19 protein-coding genes, 2 pseudogenes and 1 riboswitch are annotated in these 23,115 nt (G+C 51.2%); of the genes and pseudogenes, 7 read left to right on the top strand and 14 right to left on the bottom strand.

Annotated features, from left to right (window positions below; all coding sequences use genetic code 11):
- Positions 1-15: 15 nt before the first annotated feature.
- Both EVJ24_RS11875 and EVJ24_RS11870 read left to right on the top strand, forming a co-directional pair.
- The gene (locus tag EVJ24_RS11875) at positions 16-522 is read left to right on the top strand and encodes a flavodoxin domain-containing protein (protein ID WP_131441450.1); all 507 of its coding nucleotides are present in this window, start codon (positions 16-18) and stop codon (positions 520-522) included.
- Positions 479-1,519, top strand: coding sequence for a ribonucleotide-diphosphate reductase subunit beta (locus tag EVJ24_RS11870; protein ID WP_070328775.1), 1,041 nt, complete (start codon positions 479-481; stop codon positions 1,517-1,519). Before EVJ24_RS11875 ends, EVJ24_RS11870 begins: the two co-directional genes overlap by 44 nt.
- Before the next feature lie 108 nt (positions 1,520-1,627).
- Here EVJ24_RS11870 and EVJ24_RS11865 read toward each other — a convergent pair whose 3' ends face one another.
- Positions 1,628-3,541, bottom strand: a complete 1,914-nt coding sequence (locus tag EVJ24_RS11865) for an N-acetylmuramoyl-L-alanine amidase (RefSeq protein ID WP_131441449.1) — start codon at positions 3,539-3,541, stop codon at positions 1,628-1,630.
- A gap of 128 nt (positions 3,542-3,669) precedes the next feature.
- On the bottom strand, positions 3,670-4,458 hold the full coding sequence (locus EVJ24_RS11860; protein WP_131441448.1) for a MazG nucleotide pyrophosphohydrolase domain-containing protein: 789 nt from the start codon (positions 4,456-4,458) through the stop codon (positions 3,670-3,672).
- 85 nt (positions 4,459-4,543) lie between these two features.
- Here EVJ24_RS11860 and ytvI point away from each other — a divergent pair, with 85 nt between their 5' ends.
- A complete protein-coding gene (gene ytvI, locus EVJ24_RS11855; RefSeq protein ID WP_131441447.1) occupies positions 4,544-5,674 on the top strand; it encodes a sporulation integral membrane protein YtvI in 1,131 nt (376 codons plus the stop codon).
- Positions 5,675-5,679: 5 nt separating this feature from the next.
- Here the strand turns inward: ytvI and EVJ24_RS11850 are convergent, their stop codons facing one another.
- The 3 genes from EVJ24_RS11850 to EVJ24_RS11845 are packed head-to-tail and all read right to left on the bottom strand — an operon-like array spanning position 5,680 to position 7,917.
- On the bottom strand, positions 5,680-6,339 hold the full coding sequence (locus EVJ24_RS11850) for a DUF429 domain-containing protein (protein ID WP_131441446.1): 660 nt from the start codon (positions 6,337-6,339) through the stop codon (positions 5,680-5,682).
- On the bottom strand, positions 6,320-6,487 hold the full coding sequence (locus tag EVJ24_RS15380) for a hypothetical protein (RefSeq protein ID WP_161568385.1): 168 nt from the start codon (positions 6,485-6,487) through the stop codon (positions 6,320-6,322). Before EVJ24_RS15380 ends, EVJ24_RS11850 begins: the two co-directional genes overlap by 20 nt.
- Positions 6,475-7,917 carry a leucyl aminopeptidase gene (locus EVJ24_RS11845; protein WP_131441445.1) on the bottom strand — a complete coding sequence of 481 codons (1,443 nt, stop codon included), beginning with the start codon at positions 7,915-7,917 and terminating at the stop codon, positions 6,475-6,477. Before EVJ24_RS11845 ends, EVJ24_RS15380 begins: the two co-directional genes overlap by 13 nt.
- A 333-nt stretch (positions 7,918-8,250) precedes the next feature.
- Between EVJ24_RS11845 and ptsP the strand changes: the two genes are divergently transcribed.
- Positions 8,251-9,969 (top strand): phosphoenolpyruvate--protein phosphotransferase, encoded by a 1,719-nt coding sequence (gene ptsP, locus EVJ24_RS11840; RefSeq protein ID WP_070328769.1) that lies wholly within the window; start codon positions 8,251-8,253, stop codon positions 9,967-9,969.
- A gap of 137 nt (positions 9,970-10,106) precedes the next feature.
- Here ptsP and ptsG (EVJ24_RS11835) read toward each other — a convergent pair.
- The 5 genes and pseudogenes from ptsG (EVJ24_RS11835) to EVJ24_RS11815 form a co-directional block, all read right to left on the bottom strand.
- Positions 10,107-12,044 (bottom strand): annotated as a pseudogene (gene ptsG, locus EVJ24_RS11835) (glucose-specific PTS transporter subunit IIBC); the annotation flags it as partial.
- 132 nt (positions 12,045-12,176) lie between these two features.
- Positions 12,177-13,676: pseudogene (gene ptsG, locus EVJ24_RS11830) on the bottom strand (glucose-specific PTS transporter subunit IIBC); the annotation flags it as partial.
- A gap of 216 nt (positions 13,677-13,892) precedes the next feature.
- Complete coding sequence (glcT, locus tag EVJ24_RS11825) at positions 13,893-14,729, bottom strand: glucose PTS transporter transcription antiterminator GlcT (protein ID WP_236637645.1); 837 nt, start codon at positions 14,727-14,729, stop codon at positions 13,893-13,895.
- A 118-nt stretch (positions 14,730-14,847) separates the two neighbouring features.
- Positions 14,848-15,165 carry a YuiB family protein gene (locus EVJ24_RS11820; RefSeq protein ID WP_070328765.1) on the bottom strand — a complete coding sequence of 106 codons (318 nt, stop codon included), beginning with the start codon at positions 15,163-15,165 and terminating at the stop codon, positions 14,848-14,850.
- A 129-nt stretch (positions 15,166-15,294) separates the two neighbouring features.
- Positions 15,295-16,506, bottom strand: a complete 1,212-nt coding sequence (locus EVJ24_RS11815; RefSeq protein WP_071397893.1) for an NAD(P)/FAD-dependent oxidoreductase — start codon at positions 16,504-16,506, stop codon at positions 15,295-15,297.
- Between the two features lie 268 nt (positions 16,507-16,774).
- Between EVJ24_RS11815 and EVJ24_RS11810 the strand changes: the two genes are divergently transcribed.
- Entirely contained in the window at positions 16,775-17,752 is a 978-nt protein-coding gene (locus tag EVJ24_RS11810) for an NAD(P)/FAD-dependent oxidoreductase (protein WP_131441441.1), read from the top strand.
- A 40-nt stretch (positions 17,753-17,792) separates the two neighbouring features.
- Here EVJ24_RS11810 and EVJ24_RS11805 read toward each other — a convergent pair whose 3' ends face one another.
- On the bottom strand, positions 17,793-18,647 hold the full coding sequence (locus EVJ24_RS11805; RefSeq protein WP_070328762.1) for an epimerase: 855 nt from the start codon (positions 18,645-18,647) through the stop codon (positions 17,793-17,795).
- A 109-nt stretch (positions 18,648-18,756) separates the two neighbouring features.
- Entirely contained in the window at positions 18,757-19,113 is a 357-nt protein-coding gene (locus EVJ24_RS11800; RefSeq protein ID WP_131441440.1) for a HesB/IscA family protein, read from the bottom strand.
- Positions 19,114-19,210: 97 nt separating this feature from the next.
- Positions 19,211-19,352, top strand: a riboswitch (FMN riboswitch).
- Between the two features lie 160 nt (positions 19,353-19,512).
- Between EVJ24_RS11800 and EVJ24_RS11795 the strand changes: the two genes are divergently transcribed.
- A complete protein-coding gene (locus tag EVJ24_RS11795; protein ID WP_131441439.1) occupies positions 19,513-20,100 on the top strand; it encodes an ECF transporter S component in 588 nt (195 codons plus the stop codon).
- 110 nt (positions 20,101-20,210) lie between these two features.
- Here the strand turns inward: EVJ24_RS11795 and EVJ24_RS11790 are convergent, their stop codons facing one another.
- Both EVJ24_RS11790 and EVJ24_RS11785 read right to left on the bottom strand, forming a co-directional pair.
- Positions 20,211-21,422, bottom strand: coding sequence for a NupC/NupG family nucleoside CNT transporter (locus tag EVJ24_RS11790; RefSeq protein ID WP_131441438.1), 1,212 nt, complete (start codon positions 21,420-21,422; stop codon positions 20,211-20,213).
- Between the two features lie 199 nt (positions 21,423-21,621).
- Positions 21,622-21,858: a YuzB family protein gene (locus EVJ24_RS11785; protein ID WP_131441476.1), complete on the bottom strand. Its 237-nt coding sequence runs from the start codon at positions 21,856-21,858 to the stop codon at positions 21,622-21,624.
- 96 nt (positions 21,859-21,954) lie between these two features.
- Here EVJ24_RS11785 and EVJ24_RS11780 point away from each other — a divergent pair, with 96 nt between their 5' ends.
- On the top strand, positions 21,955-23,010 hold the full coding sequence (locus EVJ24_RS11780; RefSeq protein ID WP_131441437.1) for an NAD(P)/FAD-dependent oxidoreductase: 1,056 nt from the start codon (positions 21,955-21,957) through the stop codon (positions 23,008-23,010).
- The last annotated feature ends 105 nt before the right edge of the window (positions 23,011-23,115 follow it).

Below are 23,115 nucleotides of genomic sequence, written 5' to 3'. Positions count from 1 at the left end.
AGGTGGGACCTAACCATGAACGTCGCAATCGTCTATAGTTCAATGAGCGGGAATACAGAAGAGGTCGCCGAGTTGATTCAGGCGACCCATGTCGATCGGGGTGACCGTGCCGTCTTGTACGAAGCGGACCGCATCGGCCATCGCGAGGCCGGGTCGCTCGCCACGTACGACCTCGTCTATTTCGGGTCGTACACGTGGGCCGATGGCGTCTTACCAGACGAGATGAAAGATACGTTTCGGCTTCTCTTGAAAGAGCAGTCGGTACCGATTCGTCAAGCCGCCGTGTTCGGGACGGGTGACAAGATGTTCGTTCATTTCTGCCGCGCTGTCGACGAGATGGCATACCACCTTTCGAAATTTGGAATCCCCCTTGCCGGTGAACTGTTGAAAATCGAACAGTCGCCGCGCAACCAACCGTACAACGTCCGTGCTTGGACCGAGCGGTTGGCACGAAACGCCGAAGAAGGAGTTCACGTCTATGACCATTCAAAAGATCAAACTACTGTCGCCCAAACATCCTAACCGGGCGACAGCCATTATCGGTGGCGAGACGAGTTCGATCGTCAACTGGAACGATATCGCCTATCCGCAATTTTATACGATTTATAAACAGTTACTGTCTAACTTCTGGATCCCAGATGAGATCTCGATGTCAAAAGACATGCAACAATGGCCGCAACTGACCGAGCGTGAACAAGACGCGTTCAAACGCATCATCGGCTTGTTGTCGATTCTCGACTCGGTGCAGACACGCTACATTCTCGAGTCGGCGATGTTCTCTTCCGACTCGTCGGTCCACTCGGTGCTCGCCATCATCGCCCAGCAAGAAGTCGTCCATAATCAATCATACAGCTACGTGTTGTCGAGTCTTGTTCCGCTCAGCGAGCAGAACCGCATCTTCGATATCGCCAAAGATGACGAGATGGTCATGAAACGTAATCAGTTCATCTTAGACTTGTATGAAGATTTCCGGGCCGTGCCGAACGCGGAGAACTTCGCGAAGTCTCTCGTCGCCTCGGTCATCCTTGAAGGCATCAACTTCTATTCCGGATTCGCCTACTTCTATAACCTCGCCCGTCATCAGAAGATGGTCGGGACGTCGACGATGATCAGCTATATCCAACGGGACGAGATGCAACATTCGCATTTCGTCAGCCAGCTGCTTCGCGCCGTCTTGACCGAGAACCCGGAAATCGATGCCGACGGAAGCTTCAGCCAGTTCGTCTACGACACGATGGGCCAAGCGGTCGACCTCGAGATCGAGTGGTGCGAATACGTACTCCGTGACCTCGATGGCCTCGACGTCAGCGAGATGCGCGATTACATCAAATATCTTGCCAACAAACGCCTGCGCGTCATCGGGTTGAACGATTTGTATGAAGGTTTCAACGAGGACGTCATGCCGTGGATCCGTGCCTATTCGGACGACTCGCTCAACGCGACGAAATCCGATTTCTTCGAACAAAAATCACGCTCATACGCGAAAGTGACCGACGCCAACGGTTTCGACGACTTATAAGCCAAGCCCTCTTCCATTCGGACGAGGGCTTGTTTACTACATAAAAGGAAGGCCCCGGCTCGTGTTGAGCTGGGGCCTTCTGTATACTCCTGCGCGAGCAGGTTGGAATTAATGGTACGCTCTCACGTATTGGGCAATACCTTCAGCAACACCGATTGCCATGCGCTGGCGCGATGCTTCACTGCGAAGGTGGACAATATCTTGCGGAGACGAGATGAACCCGAGTTCGACGAGTGCTGACGGCATCGTGTTATACGTGATGACGTAGTAGTTCGCTGTCTTGACACCACGGTTTTTCATCCCTGACATTTCACCCATCAAATTCGATTGGATGTTCGTTGCGAGCACCCGACTCTTGGCACTATGGGCCGACGAGGTCGAGTAGAACGTTTCGACTCCGTTCGCCGCGGATGTCGTCGCCGCGTTCGTGTGCAGGCTGACGAAGAGATTGCCACGTAAGTTTCTAGCCGCTTGGACACGTTGATCGAGCGTCAAGTAAACGTCTGTCGAACGTGTCAACCGGACTTCGTAACCATACTTCGAACGAAGATACGCTTCCGTACGTTTCGTCACGTCGAGTACGACCGTCTTCTCATAAAGCGAGCTGCCTACAGCTCCCGGATCGGTCCCACCGTGTCCGGCATCGAGAATGATGACAGCACCACTTGATGTGCTAGGCTTCGATGTCGATGCATACGCCGTTGAGATGTAACCATCACGGTTGTTGTATTTAATCTTGTAGAAACCGTTCGATGAACCGTAGTGATCGACTTGCGTGCCGTGTGCAAGTTTCCCGAGTATCGTCGAGCTAGCCGAAGCCGTCGCTCTTACGTTCAAGACATCACCCGGTGTGTTGATATACACTTTTCCTTTTGGGGCAGCGACCGGTGTTGATGGTGCCTTACCAGCAGTCAACCATGAAGTCGGTGTGAAGTAGGTCTTCGTCCCGACGAAAACGTTTGACCAGCTTGAGTTGTATGTGCTGTACGTGACGGCCGTGTACTGCGGCAAGACGAGCAATACCGACGAACTCTGGTGCGTTTTACCGAACAAGTTGATGTTGCGGTTGGCGTATCCTTGAACTTTCGTCTCGACTGGTTTTGTCGTTGTCGGCGGTTGGACCGGGGCAACGCCTGGTGTGATCCATGCCGTCGGCGTGTAGTACGTGTCGCTGCCGATATAGACAGTCGACCAACTCGAGTTGTATTTGCTCGATGCGACTACCGTGTTCAACGGAAGTACTTTAACGACTTTCGATGCCTGGTTGCGTGTATCGAACAATTTCAATTCTCGATTCGCATAGCCAGTCTCTGTCGTCGTCGCCGGCTTCAGTGTCCCGGCTGTAATTCCTCGAGTCGGTGTGTAGTAGGTCTTCGTGCCTTCATAAATGACCGACCAGCTCGAATTGTGGATACTGAACGTGACAGCGCGCTTGGCCGGGATCGTTTTCGCGACCGGTGATGTTTGTAGCGTGCGATTGAACAGCTGAATGTCACGATTCGTGTAGCCCGATTGCTTTTTAGGCGCTGAAACGACTAGTTTTGGTGCAATGTAAGCTTTCGCCGCGTAGTACGTCTTTCCATTCAAGAACACTTTGGCCCATGATGAATTATGGACGGCATAGTTCACTTCCGTGCCTTTTTTTAGTGTCGTAAAGATTTTAGCATCACGGTGTGACGTCACTCGAATGTTCAAGTTTTCTGTCGTAACACCAGTCGATGATGCTGATTGGGTCGTGATCGTCGTCGGTGACGAGACGATCTGTTTAATGTACGGGGCCGAAGCATAGTAAGTGCGACTATTTAAATACACTTTATGCCATGATTGGTTATAAGTCCCATACTTTACTTTTGTGCCTTTGGGTAACGTCGTGATGACCGCCCCCGCTGTGCTAGGTGTTGATCGAACGTTTAAATTGACAGTCGTTTCGCCGTCTAATGTCGATGCCTCAACCGCAGGGATTTGAGCACCGAACAACAACAGCGATAAGATGAGAGCAACTTTCAATAGCTTCATTTTCATCCAAAATATTCCTTTCTTCTCGCGCTAATTTATACTAACAACACCTTCATAGTAGCATAACGCTTTTTAAAAAAAAGTAAGTATTTGAAAAAAAGATGAATATTTTTGATAAAAAGGGGAATACTTTTCTACCAGTTTTTACGAATGATGATAAATTTGTTTGTTTCATGCCATTCTTCGTCGATTATGAACGATTCCGGCAACTTCCAGTCTTGCTCGAGAGAGGACGTTATGATGAACGGCTCGTCCGGTTGACGAATGACGAACCCATCCAGCCCTTCGACATGGGCAATCTTTAAAAAACGTTTTAAGTTATATTCTCTTTCTCTATATCGGCTCGCTTCCTCCGAAGGTTTAGCTTCAATTCCTCCCCAATATCGACCAGGTTTAAAGCGCGTATACAATCGCACCGACGATTCGGTGATCGGGTCAGGCGTATGGTCGAACCGTCCGAAATCCCGCGCGGTTTTCTCATCGATCAGCGAACCGATTTCTGCATACAAATCAAGCTCAATCTCGCGCGCGATATCGAACACCGCTGCTTGGACGCTCTCGATTCGATACTGTAACGAACCCGGTGTCGATGATGCTTTCAATTTTTTATCCCCTTCGTATGCGTTCAAAGTCCGGGCAACCTCCCCCGCTTCCCGAACGAGCGAATAGTAAGCGCGATGAACGAGACGCTCCCCTCGTCCGTTCGATTGATCGTCAAGTTCGATCGCATACTGATTGGCGAGACAAGTTGAAATGACGAATACGTCTAACAACTCTTCCACGAGCGCTGCTTCGTCCTGGTCATGCAAGGCGCCGCCCACTTCCCCCACTTCTTCTAATAATCTGGCCAAGCCCGATAACGGCCGCCAGTACCCTCCTAAGTGGATAATCATCCGATCGATTTTCTGTTGAATCTCCTTCATATTTAATCACCTATCCATCCTCTTAATTTACCAGTTGCGTGGTATACTATGCTCAATCCAATTGTTAGGAAAGGGGCAACGCCTCATGTCTCCTCTAAGGCTTTGGCAATTACTTCGATTTCTCCTTGTCGGCATCGGACTCGTGCTCGTTATTTGGGGACTGAGCGTCCTCTTTACGTACACGTATCCTTTCGTGTTCGCTTTCTTGTTATCCTTGTTGACAGTCCCCCTCGTCAACTTGTTCGAGCGTCAGACGAAGATGCCGCGTGCCCTTGGCACCCTCGTTTCACTACTAATCGTCATGAGTCTTGTCAGCGGCGTCATCGCCATCGTCGTCACCCAATTGATCCGTTACTTGACGATCGCGGCCGAAAAACTTCCAGACCAGATCGAGACGTTCACTGCCTACGTGCAGCGTATGTTCAATCAAAAAATCGCTCCGTTCGTCAACGACGCCTACGACAGCATCCAGCGGTTAAACCCTGGTCAAACGACATCGCTCGAAGGTGGCATCACTGAAATCGGTGTCCAACTCGGTGCCGCGATCGGCGTCCTGTCTCGAGGTGTCGCCGGCATCTTGCAAGACATCCTGAGCGCACTCCCGCTCGTCCTGCTCTTGTTCGTCGTCATCGTCCTAGCCTGGTTCTTCATCACAAAAGACTGGCCGTCTTACATGCGTTCGATCGAACGGTTGAACAAACGAAAAGGCTTTAAAGAGTTCGAACTCGTCATGCTCAATTTACGCTCGGCTTTGTTCGGCTATGTCCGGGCCCAACTGACCCTCATTTCCATCACGTTTGGAATCGTCTTGGTCGGTATGTTCATTCTACGTGTCGACAATCCGTTCTCATTCGCCTTGTTAGCAGCATTCTTTGATCTGTTGCCTTACCTCGGTGTCGGGACACTCTTAGTGCCATGGGCAGCCTACGCGGCCATCTCAGGCGACTGGTTCAGCGCAATCGGGCTTCTCGTGCTCTACATCCTCGTCATCGTCCAACGTAACTTGGCCGAGCCGAAGATCGTCGGCTCTCATATCGGCCTGGATCCGCTCGCGGCTTTGATCTCGATTTTTGTCGGTCTGCAACTGTTCGGTGTCCTCGGTTTCATTTTAGGACCAGTCCTCGCGGTATTGCTGAAAGCACTCTACAACGCCCAAGTATTTCATTACATATGGAAGTTCGTCCTCGGACCGACCCAGACACCAAAAGAGCGATGACCGCGTCATCGCTCTTTTGTCTTCGGTACCGCTACGAACGGTAATCCCTCTGTTTGATGCGGATGCGTCTCTAAGCCTGTCGTCCCGGCCTCATAGGCGGCGACGGCAAGGATACATGCGTCGATAATATCGTCGACTTTGACGTTCGACATCTTCCACTTCCACGGCGAACTTTTCGAATAGCGCCGCAACAGCTCGATCCGTTCGGCTTCGCCGGCCTCAGTCTTTTTGCTGAAATCGGCCTCGTGTCCGGTCATGACAGCGAAACAGACTTCCGGATGCGACTCATACACGTCTTCAGCCGTGATCGTTTGAAACTCACGAATACGCGGCACGAGGTTCCATGCTTGCTTGCTGATTCCTTTTCCAATCAGTTCGCGGCTTCTCACATTGGCGGCTTCATACGTCTGTTCCATCACGACGTCTTGAATCGGCGGCGTGAAGATCGACGACTTCCGTTGCTTCAACTGAGCCCGCATCCACGCATCGCACGTCCGGTCCGGGTTTGAGATCGTCCCGAGATCGTTCGGCATATCGACGAAGTGCATTGCCCCGTCAATCAATAAATCTTCCAACTGTTCTGAGATGGTCAAGCACAGCGAGATGCTATCGTACGTGATTCGTACCCAGCCTCCGCGTGCCCCATCAATTCCTACTCCGACCACGGCGTCCCTCCTGAATCAAAAACAAAACTCCGAGCACCGCACTAAAGACGGATACCCCCAACAACAACTGGCTCGGCCAAGCCGCATAGCCGAGGCCTGCGGCGATGGCCAAACCGATTAACATCAATCCGAATTTCAACGCTTCCATCCTTCGAGCATTGACGCGAGCGTCCGTACCATGACACCAGTCGGGCCTTTTGGACCGAGGTCACTCACCGAAGAGCGCTCGCTCGTTCCCGCGATATCGAGGTGGAGCCACGGCGTGTCACCGACGAACTCGCCGACGAACGCGCCACCGAAAATCATATGACCGTAACGGCCCGGTGAGTTGTTCAAGTCGGCGACTTCAGATTTCCGAACTTGCTTGATGAACACATCAAAGTAAGGCATTTGCCAAACGAGCTCATTCGTTGCTCGGCTCGCCGTCTCTAGTGCCTCATAGAGCGAGTCGTCGTTCGTCAGGCAACCAGTCACCTCAGTACCGAGCGCGACGAGTACACCGCCTGTCAGCGTTGCTACGTCGATGATGGCTTTCGGCTCATACGTCTTCGCGAACGTCACCGCATCGGCAAGAACGAGTCGTCCTTCCGCATCGGTATTGAGCACTTCGATCGTTTTCCCGTTCATCGCCGTAATGACGTCGTCCGGTTTGAACGCGTCTCCTGAAATCATGTTGTCCGTTGAAGGAATGACACCGAGCACGTTGACAGCCGGTTTCGTCGTCGCGAGCGTCTCAAACAGACCGAGCACGGTGGCCGCACCACCCATATCACCTTTCATCCCGACGATCCCGTCTTTCGGCTTGATCGAGTAACCGCCCGTGTCGAACGTGACACCTTTTCCGACGACGGCAATCGGCGCATCGTCCCCGGCACCGTTGTACTCAAGCACGATCAACTTCGGTGGAATTACCGAACCTTGATTGACAGCGAGCAGCGCCCCCATACCGAGCGCCTCCATCTCTTCTTTTTCAATGATTCGATGGCTGAAACCATGACGCTCGGCCAGGTCGACGGCGTAGTCGGCAAGCGCCACCGCGTCCAAAATGTTAGCCGGCATCATTGTCAACGTCCGAGCGACGTTGACCCCACGCCCGTAAGCGGCACCCGCTTCGACGTCCGCTTCGTTCGCGTCTCCTAAAAGAGTGATCGTCACGTCGGGTGTCGCCGATTTTGGAGCCGACTTGTATGTAGGATGCTCATATGTCGCCATCTCATACGCTTCGGCGAACAAGCTCGCTGTGCCTGGTTCAAACGTGTCGAGCGCGACCGCGACGTCCGTGAAGGCGCGGGCTTTGATTTCTTTCGCGACTTTCCCGAACCAATTCCGCAAGTTTTCGACGGACGAATCGTTGCGTTGTCCTAAACCCACGAACAGCACGCGCTTGATGTTCCCCTCAAACGTCGGCACGATCGACAATTCCCCTGTCTTCGTCGAGATGTCAGCTGACTGGATGAGCGATTTGACGCGCCCGTTGAACAACGTATCGAGCCCTGCTTCGACAGCGTCGGCCGCCCCGATTCCGACAACGACCGTGTCGTATGAACCGGTCCAGTCTAATTCAGCGAATTTGTACATTTTTTGCCACTTCCCTTCTTTATATAAGGTAAGCATAACGAACTTCATCGAAATAATGAAATAGTATGCGCAATCGTCGCTAATTCTTCAAATTCAAAGGCCATCTCCTCGTTGTGACGATGATTTATTTTATGATAGGATAGGAAAGTACGCAATCAGGCATCCCTCGTGCTCGAGGCGAGGCCATTTTGTTCGGTCGAGGCTTCCCCTAGTAGTAGACCGTTGCTACTTTAATCTTCCGGGTTTTCGTTAGTTCCTTTTTCATTTCGGGTAAGAACTAACGAGGTAACCGTCGGAAAGAACACTATTTCTTTGAAGAGAGGGATTACGCTTATGTCACACATTAAAGGTATTGGCGCATCTGCAGGAATCGCAGTTGCGAAAGCATTCGTCATGGAGACACCTTCATTTGACATCCCGACGAACAAAATCGAGGACGTAGCAGCTGAGAAGGCACGCTTCCAAGCAGCCATCGCTCAGTCGAAAACTGAACTCGAAGAAATCCGCCAGATCACACTGCGTGAACTCGGAGAAGATAAGGCTGAGATCTTCTCAGCTCACTTGCTCATCGTGGAAGACCCAGAGATCGTCTCGCAAGTGAACGAAAAAATTGAAAGCGAACACATGAACGCTGCGAAAGCGCTCGATGAAGTCGCTCAAACGATGATCATGATCTTTGAATCGATGGACAACGAGTACATGCGCGAGCGCGCGGCTGATGTCCGCGACGTCACGAAACGCGTCATGGCCCACATTCTCGGCGTCACGTTCATGACACCTGCTTCAATTTCTGAAGAAGTCATCATCATCGCTGAAGATTTGACACCGTCTGACACGGCTCAGCTCAACCGCAAATACGTCAAAGGGTTCGCGACAAACATCGGCGGTCGTACGTCACACTCGGCCATCATGTCGCGCTCACTTGAAATCCCGGCAGTCGTCGGAACAAAAGTCGCACTCGAAGAAATCAAGAACGGCGACCTCGTCGTCATCGACGGGACAGAAGGAGACGTTTTCGTCAATCCGTCTGAAGAACTCGTCAATGAATACGTCGCAAAACGTGCGTCATTCGAAGCCTACAAAGAAGAGTTGAAGCAACTCGTCAACGAAGAATCTGTCACGGCAGACGGTCATAAAGTGAAACTCGCGGCGAACATCGGGACACCGAACGACCTTGAAGGCGTTCTTAAAAACGGTTCTGATGCGATCGGTCTTTACCGGACAGAATTCCTTTACATGGATTCAGAAACGTTCCCGACTGAAGAAGAGCAGTACACAGCATACAAAACAGTAATCGAAGGTATGGAAGGCAAACAAGTCGTCATCCGTACGCTCGACATCGGTGGAGATAAAGAATTGTCTTACCTCGACCTCCCGAAAGAGATGAACCCGTTCCTCGGCTATCGCGCCATCCGCCTTTGCCTTGAAGAAACGGACTTGTTCCGCACACAGCTTCGCGCCCTTCTCCGCGCCTCGGCTCACGGTGACCTCGCTATCATGTTCCCAATGATCGCGACACTTGAAGAGTTCCGCGCGGCGAAAGCCCTTCTTCTCGAAGAAGAAGCGAAGTTGAAAGCAGAAGGCGTCGCTGTCGGTAACTACGAGACAGGGATGATGGTCGAAATTCCTTCGACAGCCGTCATGGCGAAACAATTCGCGAAAGAAGTCGACTTCTTCTCTGTCGGCACGAACGACTTGATTCAATACACGATGGCAGCTGACCGCATGAACGAGAAAGTCTCGTACTTGTACCAGCCGTTCAACCCGGCCATCTTGAACCTTCTCCACAACGTCATCACAGAAGCACACAAAGCAGGCAAATGGGTCGGCATGTGTGGCGAGATGGCTGGAGAAGAGCTCGCGATTCCAATCCTGCTCGGACTTGGCCTCGACGAGTTCTCGATGTCGGCTTCAAGCGTCCTTCGCGCACGTAGCCTCGTGAAACGTTTGACGAAAGCTGAAACAGAAGCGATCGTCAACGACGTCCTCAACATGGATACAGCCGAAGAAGTCGTCAACTTCATCAGCCAAAAATTCGATATTAAAGCATAATCAAAAGCGGCTCTCGCAATTTGCGAGAGCCGCTTTTTTTGCGCTTATTCCGCGCCTTTGTCATCCGTTCTAAAATCGAGTGCTTCCCCGGCGACGACTGTCTCTCCGAACGGTACGACGACGACTTTGCCGTCCCCGTTCGTCCAAATGATCGGCGTGATGAGCGACGGGACTTTGTCACGAATCAAGTTGAGGTCGACCTCGAGCAGAATATCTCCCGCTTCGACGCGGTCACCTTCTTTGACTTTGGCGACGAACCCTTCCCCTTTCAGATTGACCGTATCAAGACCGACGTGGATGAGAATCTCGCGTCCGTCGTCCGCGAGCAGCCCGATCGCGTGTTTCGTCGGGAAGAACGTCGTGATGTGACCGGTGACCGGTGCCACGACTTGGCCTGAACTCGGCTCGATCGCGAACCCTTCACCCATCATCCGGCCCGAGAAGACTTGGTCCGGTACATCGTCAAGCGACAAGATGACACCGGACATCGGTGCGAGGAAGCGGTGGTCGGCATGCTCGGCCGCTTCCGGTGTGATGACCGCTTTTTCTTTCGGTTTGTACTCGCCACCTTCGATGATGGCGGCGATTTGCGATTTGAGTGTATCGGACTTCGGTCCGAAGATAGCTTGAATATTATCCCCGACTTCAAGCACACCGGCGGCACCAAGATCTTTCAGCAAGTCTTTGTCAACTTGTTTGACATCGTTCACGGTGACACGGAGTCGTGTGATACAAGCATCAAGATGCTTGATATTCTCAGGACCACCCAGACCGACGAGCACTTCGTACGGAAGGTCATCCCCAACGACAGCCCGTGCGCCTTTTCCTTCGGCGACGACGTCACGACCAGGAACTTTCAAATCGAATTTCGTGATCGCGAAACGGAATCCAAAGTAGTAGACGACCGCGAAGACGAGACCGACTGGAATGACAAGCCACCAAGCTGTTCGGTTCGGTAATACCCCGAACAACAGATAATCGATGAGTCCGCCTGAGAACGTCATCCCGATTTTAACGTTGAGCAAGTGCATCGTCATAAAGGATAGTCCAGCGAATACAGCATGAATACCAAAGAGAAGAGGTGCGACGAAGACGAACGAGAACTCGATTGGTTCTGTGATCCCCGTCAAGAATGAAGTGAGGGCTGCTGAGAAGTAAAGTCCTTCCACGTCTTTACGACGCTCTTTCGGGACCGTATGGTACATGGCGAGACAAGCGGCAGGCAACCCGAACATCATGAACGGGAATTTCCCGGTCATGTACGTCCCAGCTGTGAATTCGACGCCGTCACGAAGCTGGGCGAAGAAGATCCGTTGGTCACCTTGAACGAGGTCTCCCGCCTGGTTCGTATATTCCCCGAACTGGAACCAAAACGGCGAGTACCAAATGTGGTGAAGACCGAAAGGAATCAATGACCGTTCGACCAAACCGAAGACGAATGCGGAAACGGCTACGTTCGCTTCAATAATCGTACTTGAGAACGTATTGATGGCCGTTCCGATCGGCGGCCAGATATAAGCCAGCGCAATCCCGATCACCAAACTGAACGCGGCGGTCGCAATCGGAACGAAACGTTTCCCGGCAAAGAATCCTAAGAAGTCCGGCAACTTGATGTTAAAGTACTTGTTATACGCGAACGCGGCAATCAAACCGGCGATGATACCACCGAATACCCCCATTTGGAGCGTCGGGATACCGAGTACCGATGCATAGGCAGGGTCTCCCTGGGCAATTTCTGCAGTAATCCCGTTCCACGTGCTGATAACTTTGTTCATGATCAAATAACCAACGATAGCAGCTAACCCGGCAACACCGTCTCCGTTGGCCAGCCCAATGGCGACCCCGACGGCGAACAACAGACCTAAATTGGCAAACACGATATCCCCGGCATCGGTCATGACTTGCCAAATGAGGACGAGTGCATCGTTTGCCAAGAAAGGTAACAGCGAAACGAGATCAGGATTTTGGAACGCCGTACCAAATGCAAGTAATAGACCGGCTGCCGGCAAAATCGCAACCGGAAGCATGAGCGCCTTCCCGATCCGCTGCAATACGCCAAACACTTTCTTCCACATCATGGTTCCTCCTTTTGTCAGAATACTTACTTTTCCCCATCTGATACCAGGCTGAAACCGTTTCCCCATACAAAAAAGCCAACCCTTAACGGATTGGCTTAATACTTAGTTTGCTTTCTTTTCGTTACCTGAAGCGATGACCGCTTGCATCTCTGATTTCAATGCATCCGAACGTGGTCCAAAGATCGCTTGAATGTTGTTACCGACTTCAAGGACACCAGCTGCCCCGAGACGTTTCAACTCTTCTTTGTTCACTTGGCTCTTATCTTTCACTTCGACGCGAAGACGTGTGATACATGCGTCAAGGTGTTTGATGTTTTGCGAACCACCGAAACCAACGAGGATATCTTGTGCAAGTTCCGAACCAGTAGCTGTTGATTGCTCAACGACTTCATCTTCACGGCCCGGTGTTTTAAGGTTGAACTTACGGATAACGAAACGGAATCCGAAGTAGTAGACGACTGCGAACGCGAGTCCGACTGGAATGACGAGCCACCAGTCTGTACGGTTAGGAAGTACACCGAAGAGAAGGTAGTCGATCAAACCGCCCGAGAACGTCATCCCGATTTTGACGTTCAAGATGTGCATGACCATGAATGAAAGACCAGCGAAGACTGCGTGTACTGCGAACAAGAGTGGAGCTACGAACAAGAATGAGAACTCGATCGGCTCAGTGATACCAGTCAAGAACGATGTGAGTGCTGCCGAAGCCAAGAGACCGCCGACGACCGCTTTACGCTCAGGACGTGCTTCATGGTACATCGCAAGTGCTGCTGCAGGAAGACCGAACATCATGAACGGGTATTTACCAGTCATGAACGTACCGGCTGTAAGCTCGGCACCGTCACGGATTTGAGCGAAGAAGATCGCTTGGTCACCGCGGACAATGTTACCAGCTGCATCCGTGTATGATCCGAATTCGAACCAGAACGGTGAGTAGAAGATGTGGTGAAGGCCGAACGGGATCAATGAACGTTCGATCAAACCGAAGACGAATGCCGCTAACGTGCGGTTTTCAGTCAACATGAAGTTTGAGAACGTGTTCAATCCGTGCTGAACTGGTGGCCAGATGAGAAGCATGACGAGACCAGCGACGACAGCTGCTACCGCAGTTACGATTGGGACGAAACGCTTACCAGCAAAGAATCCAAGGAATTGCGGCAATTCGATATTGAAGTACTTATTGTATGCCCAGGCCGCTATCAGACCGACGATGATACCACCGAAGACACCTGTTTGAAGTGTTGGGATACCAAGGACTGACGCGTAAGCCGGGTCACCTTGTGCGATGATCTCAGGTGTGAGTTCGAGCCAAACACCCATGACTTTGTTCATGATGAGGAACCCGACGATGGCTGCGAGTCCGGCAACGCCGTCCCCTGCTAAACCGATCGCGACACCGACTGCGAATAAGAGTGCTAAGTTCGAGAAGATAATGCCGCCTGCTTGCTCCATGAGCTGAGCAAACTTAACAACGCCTGCGTTAGTCAACCAACCAGCGCGTGACGTAAGGGCCGGGTTTTGCATCGCGTTACCGAATGCGAGAAGAAGACCGGCTGCCGGCAAGATCGCAACAGGAAGCATAAGCGCTTTACCGACTTTTTGAAGAACACCAAAAATCTGCTTAAACATGATAAATCCTCCTTTTGTAATTGTTTATTCTGAAACCGAACGTAGATGTCAGACAACCGACGTATCTAAACGTTTTCATAATGAACGTTTATAAAAACAGAAACAGGCATGAATAAGGTATAGAACGTAGACCTCTCCTCAATAGAGAAATCGTAGCCGTTCCACTCCTTACTCATGCCTGATCGAATCAGTAACACGTAAGATACGTGGTATCAGTTATCTACTTGTAGTCAGTCGCTGGAGATGCATCGTCAAATATGTCGCTTCACCTCGTGGGACAGGACGCTTTAATTCGCGTTCCATGATGCCCATCAGCTCCCAAGCAGTACTATAGCATAGCGGATATTCTTCACGCAACACCTTTTCTATTTTTTGTGGAGCCTCGACTGTCTCACCTGTCGCAACCCGCTCAACGGCGTACCTTAAGTGCCGAAGTAAGCGCTTATAATCGAGCGAAGTCCGGTCCATTTTGACGTTCAAACGACTCTCAATCGTCTGAACGATCTGGCCGATGATTTGATTGTGACGATTGACTTCGAGGACGTTTTTAAACGTCGTCGCCGAATGGATATGAAGGGCGATAAATCCGACCTCGGCATCAGGAAGCAACACATCGAGGCGCTCGTGGATCATGTCGACGATCCGTTCAGCGAGCGCGTACTCGTTCGGATAGAGCGATTCGGTCTCGAGTAAGAACGGATTCGTCACTTCCATCCCTTGCTCGATCCGTTTCATCGTAAAGAACAAGTGATCGGTCAGGCCGATATGGATATGTTGGTCGACTTTTTTTCCTGTGTTGCTCTCGATGAAGCCGACGATGTCTTGCATGAAGGCGATGAAGTCTTCATCGACGTGCTTCACGAGCTCACGGTATTGAGATTGCTCTTCCTTATCCGTCAATTGATACACTTTCTCCGGGACGCTGGCCGGGTCGACGAGATCGCCCGCTTTCTTGCCGAAGCCAATCCCCTTCCCAAGCAGAATGACTTCCGGATCCGTATCATGTTGACAAATGACAACGCTATTATTCAACACTTTTTTGATCGTATACATCGGTAATGTCAAACGTATCGCATCCCTTACTAATTAAATCGTTATCTTATCTAGTATATCGGTTCAGCTTCTAAAAAAGTAGGCAGAAACCAAAAAAAGACGAACATTTCTGTCGTCTTTAAAACATCGAGTAACCGCTCTTACGCAAGTACCGGATGGTGACCCCTGCCAAGATGGCACCGAGCAATCCGAATCCGAGCATAAAAATGTCGAGAAACTGCAGACCGAGCAGACGCTCATAGACGTTCGCGAGCGCGGTCGATGTTTCCGTGACGTAGCTTGACAGCTTGACGTTGTCGATCATCATGATGACGAAAATCGGATAGATGAACACGAGCGTCCACGTCTTTTTGAGCAGCATATTCAAGATGAACCCGATGCTGAAGAAGATGACTAAATATAAAATCGCGCCAATGACGGCTTGGATGATGTGCATGTGATTGCCCCCTTTTCCCGTTGTCTATTATACCGAAAAGAAATCCGCTTGGTCAAAGAAGTTCACTGAATCGTTGACATGAAAAAACAGCCCGTTCAAATGAACAGGCTGCTCGTCGGCTCAACCGAATCAGAATTTACCTTTTTTAAGGACGAGACCATATTTTTTGAGCTCGATAAAGTGTTTGTTGTCGATGACTTTCTTCATAAATGAAGCGTTACGACCGAAGATCTTTTTGCCCATGACGATTCCGATTCCATCGTTATGACCAAGTGACGCGACCGTCCCTTTGCTCTCATACGTGAACTTCGAAGTCGACTTGCCGTTGATGAGCGCAGCGATGTTTTTCGCCACGTTGTGCGCTTGTTGCGTCGCGATTTGTGCCGTCGGCGGGTACGGACGGTTCGAGACAGGATCCATGACAGCTGAGCAGTCACCGATGATGAAGACGTTATCGTGGCCAGGGGCACGGTTGTCCGCCTCGACCATGACACGGTTACGGACCGCTTCGAAGCCAGACTTCTCAACGATCGGGCTGCCGCTGACGCCGCCTGTCCAAAGGATCGTGTTCGCTGCGATCGTCTCCGTCGTCTCACCTTTGAGTGGACCGAACGTGACGACACCTGGCTCTACACCTTTGATGCCGTTGCCGAGTTTCATCTCGACGCCGTTACGCTCGAGCCATTTTTGCGCATACGTCGTGAGTTCCGGGTCGAACCCTGGAAGAACCGTTGGCGCTGCCTCGATGTTAACGATGCGGACCGCTTCACGGGGAACATCGTACTGTTTGCAAAGTTCAGGGACACGGTTGACGAGCTCACCGAGGAACTCGATACCTGTGAATCCGGCACCACCGACGACGATCGTGACGAATGAACGGTCAGATGATCCGTTCGTCTTGTATTGTGCGAACGAGTACTCGATATGTTCTTTAATTTTACGAACGCTGTTGAGCGAGTTGATCGTCATCGCGTTCTCTTTAAGGCCCGGGATACCAAACGTTTCCGGTACGCCACCGAGGGCGAAGACGACGTAATCGTACTCGACAGTCGATCCGTCTTCGAGCATCACTTGTTTAGCTGTAGTATCGACGCGATCGACGATCCCTTTGACAAATTTAACGCGTGACGCATTGACGACGTCGTTAATGTAGACACGAGCCTGCTCAGGCTTCATCGTTCCAGCCGCCGGCTCATGAAGCCAAGTCGTTTGGTAATGGTAATCGTGTTTGTTGATCAACGTGATGTTTGCATCTCCAGCTGCAAGCGTCTTCTGAAGGTTTACTGCCGTGATGAGTCCACCGAAACCTGCGCCGAGGATAACAATGTTAGGTCGTTTCATGTTCATTTCCACCTTATTTTAAAAGTTTTGTTTTCCTGAACAACTATGTTGTGTGTTTTTTCACATAGACGTTCACAATAAAGCCTAATTCTTGTTCAACCAATGTTCACAATTGCTTCCCGTTCATTGTACGACGTTTAATCCGTTTTCTCAATGAAAAAGCTTATCTTCTTGAATTTTTTTCGAAAGTATTGCATCTTTGTACTGAATGGATTTAGTTCACGTTAGACCATATAATAGAAGTACACGCTTCATGAGGAGGAATTCGATGAAATCGACGAAAGATGTAGTCATTATCGGTGGTGGTCCAATCGGACTGTTCACCGCATTTTATGCAGGTATGCGCCAACTCGATGCGACGTTGATCGAAAGCTTGCCACAACTAGGCGGGCAATTATCGACGCTCTATCCAGAGAAATATATTTATGACATCGCCGGCTTCCCGAAAGTGAAGGCCCAAGATCTAGTCGACCAACTGAAAGCGCAAGCCGATCAGTTCGAACAAGATTATCGCCTTGGCGAGACGGTCGAAACGGTCGAGCGACTCGAAGACGGTACGTTCCACATCTCGACGAACAAGGACGAGTACCATACGAAAGCGATCATCATCACAGCCGGCAACGGCGCGTTCGCCGCACGTCCGCTCGGACTCGACGGTTGTGAAGATTATGCGAACCTTCATTACTTCGTCGACAGCATGGAGAAATTCCGCGACCGTCGCGTCATGATTGCCGGCGGCGGCGACTCGGCCGTTGACTGGGCACTCATGCTCGAAGGTATCGCCAAAGAAGTCCATATCGTCCACCGTCGTGACCGCTTCCGGGCTCACGAGCATACGGTCGAACAAATGAAGGCCTCGACGATCAACGTCTGGACGCCTTATAATATCGAATCGCTCTCAGGTGCGACCCATATCGAGTCGGTCGAACTGACGGACAAAGACGGCGCATCGAAGTTCGTCGACATCGACGACTTGATTTGTAACTACGGATTCGTCTCATCGCTCGGCCCGATCAAAAACTGGGGCATGGAGTTTGAGAAAAACACGATCCGTGTCGACTCACGAATGGAGACCACAGTCGCAGGCATCTTCGCTTGCGGTGACATCGCCACGTACGAAGGCAAAGTGAAATTGATCGCGACCGGCTTCGGTGAAGCACCGATCGCCGTCAACCAAGTGAAGCAGCTCGTCGACCCGACAGCGCGTCACCCACAACATTCAACCTCGGTATTTGCCGGGAAATAAAGACTGGCCTCTCATCTGCGAACGATGAGAGGCCGTTTTTTCATTTGCGGATCGTTTGAATGATGACACGGTCAATCCAATCATCGAGTTGCGTGAACACGAAGCCAGCTTTTTTCGCCTCGGCGTTCGACATGTAGTAGTCGACGTCCGTATCGTACGGGGACGACTCCCCATCCTTAATGATTTGGACCGGTTTACCGATATGCTGTCCAATTCGTTCCATAAGCGCACCTAGCGAGATGAGGCCGTCGCTCGCGGCGTTGAACGGCCCCCTCACATCGGCACGGCCGACCCATTCCAAGAAAGCTGCCGCCTCGAAACTCGAGATGAATCCCATCAACGCCTCCGGGTGATGTAATACGATCGGTTCTTCGTTCCGAACCGCGTCGACATAAAATTTTAACCGGTCGGTGTAATCATCCGGCCCTAGGACGATCGGCAAACGCACCGTCGTGACCGGGAACGAGGCCCGATGGAAGAAGTACGATTCGGCCTCTCGTTTCCCTTGTCCGTAATCGTGTTCCGCGTCGAGGTGATATTCATGATGGAGCGGATTGAAGTCACTCTCTTTTAAAGCTGCCTCTGGCGCATAGACGGACATCGTCGACGTGAGCACATATTTCCCGACCCGGTCCATGAAGGCATCTGTCGCGATCTTCGCCTGATACGGATTGAAACAAATATTGTCGTAGACGAGGTCATACTCGTTGCGTGCGAGGTCTTTCATCGTCGCGACCGACTGACGGTCGCCTTTAATGGAGCGGATGCCTTCCGCTTCCGGCACTTGCAGCTGTCCGCGTGTGACAATCGTCACGTCGTCCCCGGCTTCAGCGAGCCGCAGTGCGAGCCGTTTCCCAAAGTAACGTGAGCCACCAAAAATCAACACTTTCCTCATCACTCCTACCCCCTTCTCATCCTTCTTCCACCAATATTCCCGTTCATTTCCTCTCATTAACATACTCACCAAAAAAGGTTGCCGAACATGTCGGCAACCCGTCTATCGTTTAGCAATCCCCGGGCGTGCCGGCGTTCGCCGCCGTCCGGAAACTCGAGCCGCAACCGCACGTCGCGATCGCGTTCGGGTTTTTGATCGTGAAGCCGCCACCGAGCATCGACTGCTTATAGTCGATTTCGAGCCCGTCGACGACACCGTGATCAGCTTCGGCGACGATGACGCGGACGCCATGATGGTCGAACTGAACATCCTTGTCCGTCTTGTCTTCATCGAACCCCATCCCGTAGGATAGGCCGGTACACCCACCACCTTGGACTTTAATGCGTAAGAACTGGGCTTCAGGGCGTTCGGTCTGTTTCATCATATCGATGACTTGTAGTGCGGCTGGTTCTGTCAAATGAATCATCTGAACTCCTCCTCATTTATCTTCACTTCAAGTCAACTGACTTGTGATTTTGTGAAATATCTTGTATAACTAAACTGTAACAAAAAAAATTAAATCGTTCCATCTTCGGGGCAGGGTGAAATTCCCGACCGGCGGTATTGAAGACAAGATCTTCTCAGCCCGTGAGCGAGCAAGGCGTTGCTTGCTGATTTCGTGAGATTCGAAAGCCGACAGTAAAGTCTGGATGGGAGAAGATGGCGGCATCCGACCGATATTCGGATGTTTTCTTTGGCGTGGGCATTCCTACGTGAGAAAACATCTATTTCGTATGCGCGTAAACTCTCCCGATTGTATGATGCAATCGGGTTTTTCTATGCGACGGGTGCCATTCATCAAGGAGCGACAAAAGGAGAGATTTTGATGAAAACAACGCGCAACAAACGATTGACAACACTGGTGACGCTATCGATGCTCGGGGCAATTTCATTCGTCCTCATGCTCTTTAACTTCCCGCTGCCTTTCCTACCGCCATTCCTAAAAGTGGATTTCAGTGACATCCCAGCGCTCGTCGCCGGAATCGTCTTCTCGCCACTAGCAGGCGTCGTGGTCGTCGCTCTAAAAAACGTCCTCTACTATGTCTTTAACGGTGGCGGCGTTCCGGTCGGTGAAGTCGCGAACTTCTTTGCAGGTGTCGCATTCATGTATCCGGTCGCTTGGTTCTACCATAAACGTAAAACGAATAAAGCGCTCGCTTCAGGCCTCGTGGCCGGTACGATCACGATGGCGCTCAGCTTGGCGATTTTGAACTATCTACTCATCTTACCAGCTTACGCGTTCTTCTTCGGAATGACCGAGATGGCCGATCCAGCAGTCAAGACGAACCTCGTCCTGTACGGTATCTTACCGTTCAACTTGATTAAGGCATTATTGATCACCGCCTTGTTCGTCCCGCTCTTCCTGAAGTTGAAGCCGTGGATCGAACGTCAACAAATGCAACTGCAAGCGTAACGCCAAATCATCCAAAGGAAACATTCCTTGGGTGATTTTTTGTGTTCAATATATGGAGACCACAAACAAGAGCGCCCACCGGAGTGAGCGCTCTTGTTTGTGAATAACGATTAGAGAAGAAGACCAGCGAGAGTCGCTGACATCAAGTTCGCAAGCGTACCTGCGAGAATCGCGAGGACACCCATACGTGCGATGTCGTTACGACGGTTCGGAGCCATACCACCAAGACCACCGAGAAGGATAGCGAGTGATGAGATGTTGGCGAATCCACAGAGTGCGAACGCGATCATCGCTTCTGTACGAGCTGACAAATCACCTGAACCGATGATCGGTGCGAACTCAGAGAAGGCAACGAATTCGTTCAAGACGAGTTTTTGTCCAAGGAAGCTACCGAATTGTACGGCATCTGCCCATGGCACACCGATGACGAACGCGAGCGGTGCAAACACATAACCGAGAATCAATTGAAGTGAGAGACCGTCAAAGCCGAACAAGCCACCGATTCCACCGAGGATCAAGTTGACGAGTGCGATCAATGAAACGAAGGCAAGAAGCATCGCACCGACATTCAATGCGAGGAACAAACCGTCTGACGCACCGCGAGCGGCCGCATCGACGAAGTTTGCTGCTTTATCTTCTTCATCTTCAGCAATTTCGATATCATCATCCGGTACATCCGTTTCCGGAACGATGATTTTTGCAAACATCAAACCGGCAGGCGCGGCCATGAAGCTCGCGGCGAGCAAGTACTCGAGCGGAACACCGAGTGCGGCATATCCAGCAAGTACCGAACCGGCAACTGATGCGAGACCACCAACCATGACGGCAAACAATTCAGATTGTGTCATTGTTGGAAGGTAAGGCTTGATGACGAGCGGTGCTTCCGTCTGACCGACGAAGATGTTCGCCGTCGCTGAAAGCGATTCTTTACGTGACGTTCCGAGTGCTTTTGCAAGTGCCGTACCGAGGATACGGATGACCCATTGCATGACGCCGATGTAGTAAAGAAAGGCAATTAAAGAAGACATAAAGATGATGATCGGTAAGACTTGGAACGCGAAGACGAAGTTGTCTCCCCCGACAGCCGTACCGAAGACGAAGCTGATTCCGGCGTTCGCCGTGTTCAAGACGTTTTGGACGCCTCCTGAGATCCATTCCAACGCTGTGCGTCCTGCCGATGTGAAGAGGACGAGGAATGCAAATGTAAACTGCACCGCGAAAGCGGCAAGGACTGTACGCCATTTGATGGCTTTACGGTTGGTCGAGAAGATGTAAGCGATTCCAATTAGTGCCAAAATACCAACCACGCTCATGATATTCATTGGTGTTGTGCTCCTTTCATATTGAAAACCCGATAATTGTGTTATACCCGAACCAAGATGTGCCCTACCGTTTGAAACGCTTTCTTTTTGTGTTGTTAAACGTCAGACAACCTACATTCGAACCTCTTAGAATATACCAAACCGTTTTAAAAAAAGCAACGGGTCAAAAAGAAAAAAGTTTGAGAAATCTCAAACTTTTTTACCAGGCTATCTCTTCGATTTTTTCATACACGTTCGTAACGAGTTGCTCCGGCGTCTCCCCGATCACGACTTCTCCGTCGACGAGACAGAACAAGTCGAGCGAGCAGACCCCACAGTAGCCGGTACAGCCATATTCGACGACGTCTAGGTCAGGATCGGACTCTAGTTTGGCCCGGGCGATCTGTGAACCCATCGCTAAGTTCGAGGCACAAAACTCGATGATCGGATTCATCATTTTTTTCACCGTCTTTCTTCCCCTATTGCGGGAAAATGGTTCTTCTACGAGGTATTATATCATGGTACAGTTAGAGAGTAACAAAGGGGGATTTTTATGCGCAAATTAGTCGTCTTAGGAGGCGGTTACGGGGGTATGCGTGTAATCGAACGCGTCCTCGGCCATCAGCTGAAGGACGTATCGATCACATTAATCGACCGTCTACCTTATCACGGATTAAAAACAGAGTATTATGCACTAGCCGCAGGAACGGTATCCGATCGTGACATCCGTGTCGATTTCCCGGAAGAAGTCGACTACATATACGGGCAAGTCACGGATATCGATACGACCGACAAGATGGTGTTGCTCGCAAGCGGGGAAAAAGTGCCGTACGACGACCTCGTCATCGGCTTAGGCTGCGAGGACAAATACCATAACGTGCCCGGCGCCGCCGAGTTCACGTACAGTATCCAAACGTTAGAAGAGTCACGCAAGACGCAACAAGCGATCAACGGCTTGTCGCCCGGTTCGATCGTCTCGATCGTCGGGGCCGGACTATCCGGTGTCGAGCTCGCGAGCGAACTCCGGGAGAGCCGTCCCGATCTGACCGTCCGACTGTTCGACCGTGGTCCTTCCGTCCTGTCCTTTTTATCGAGCCGTGTCTCGATGTACGTTCAATCGTGGTTTGAAGAGCATGGCGTTGAAGTCATCAACAATGCCAACATCGTCCGGGTCGACCCAGACGGTCTGTGGAACCACGAACAACACTTTGCCGCTGACTTGACGGTCTGGACGGCCGGGATCCAACCGGTCGCCGTCGTCCGGAACCAAGGCTGGGAGCTCGATGGGGGCGGCCGTGTGAAACTGACACCGCACCACTACGTCCCCGATTTCCCTGACGTCTTCGTCGTCGGTGACAACGCCAGCCTCCCGTACGCACCTTCAGGTCAACTCGCCGAGGCACAAGCGGAACAGATCGTCCAAGTGCTGCTCTGCAAGTGGAAAGGCGTGGCTTATCCTGAGTTGCCGGATATTAAACTTCGAGGCACGCTCGGGTCGCTCGGGAAGAAGGCCGGCTTCGGCGTCTTCATGGGGAAACAGTCGCTGACCGGGAAAGTGGCCCGACTTCTCAAGTCCGGTATCCTGTGGAAACATAAAGTCATCAAATAATATGACCGAATCGCGAAATGGCTACCTTGCCTTCTCGCGATTTTTTTATGTGATGACAGCCGCTTATCCGTTCATCCTTCTTTGCCTTGCGCCAAAAGTCTTGTA

Origin of the sequence: Exiguobacterium sp. SH1S21, assembly GCF_004337175.1 — a bacterium.
GTDB lineage: Bacteria > Bacillota > Bacilli > Exiguobacteriales > Exiguobacteriaceae > Exiguobacterium > Exiguobacterium aurantiacum_A.
The sequence above is the reverse complement of the archived record's forward strand: the minus strand, read 5'-3'. Positions and strand labels throughout refer to the sequence as shown.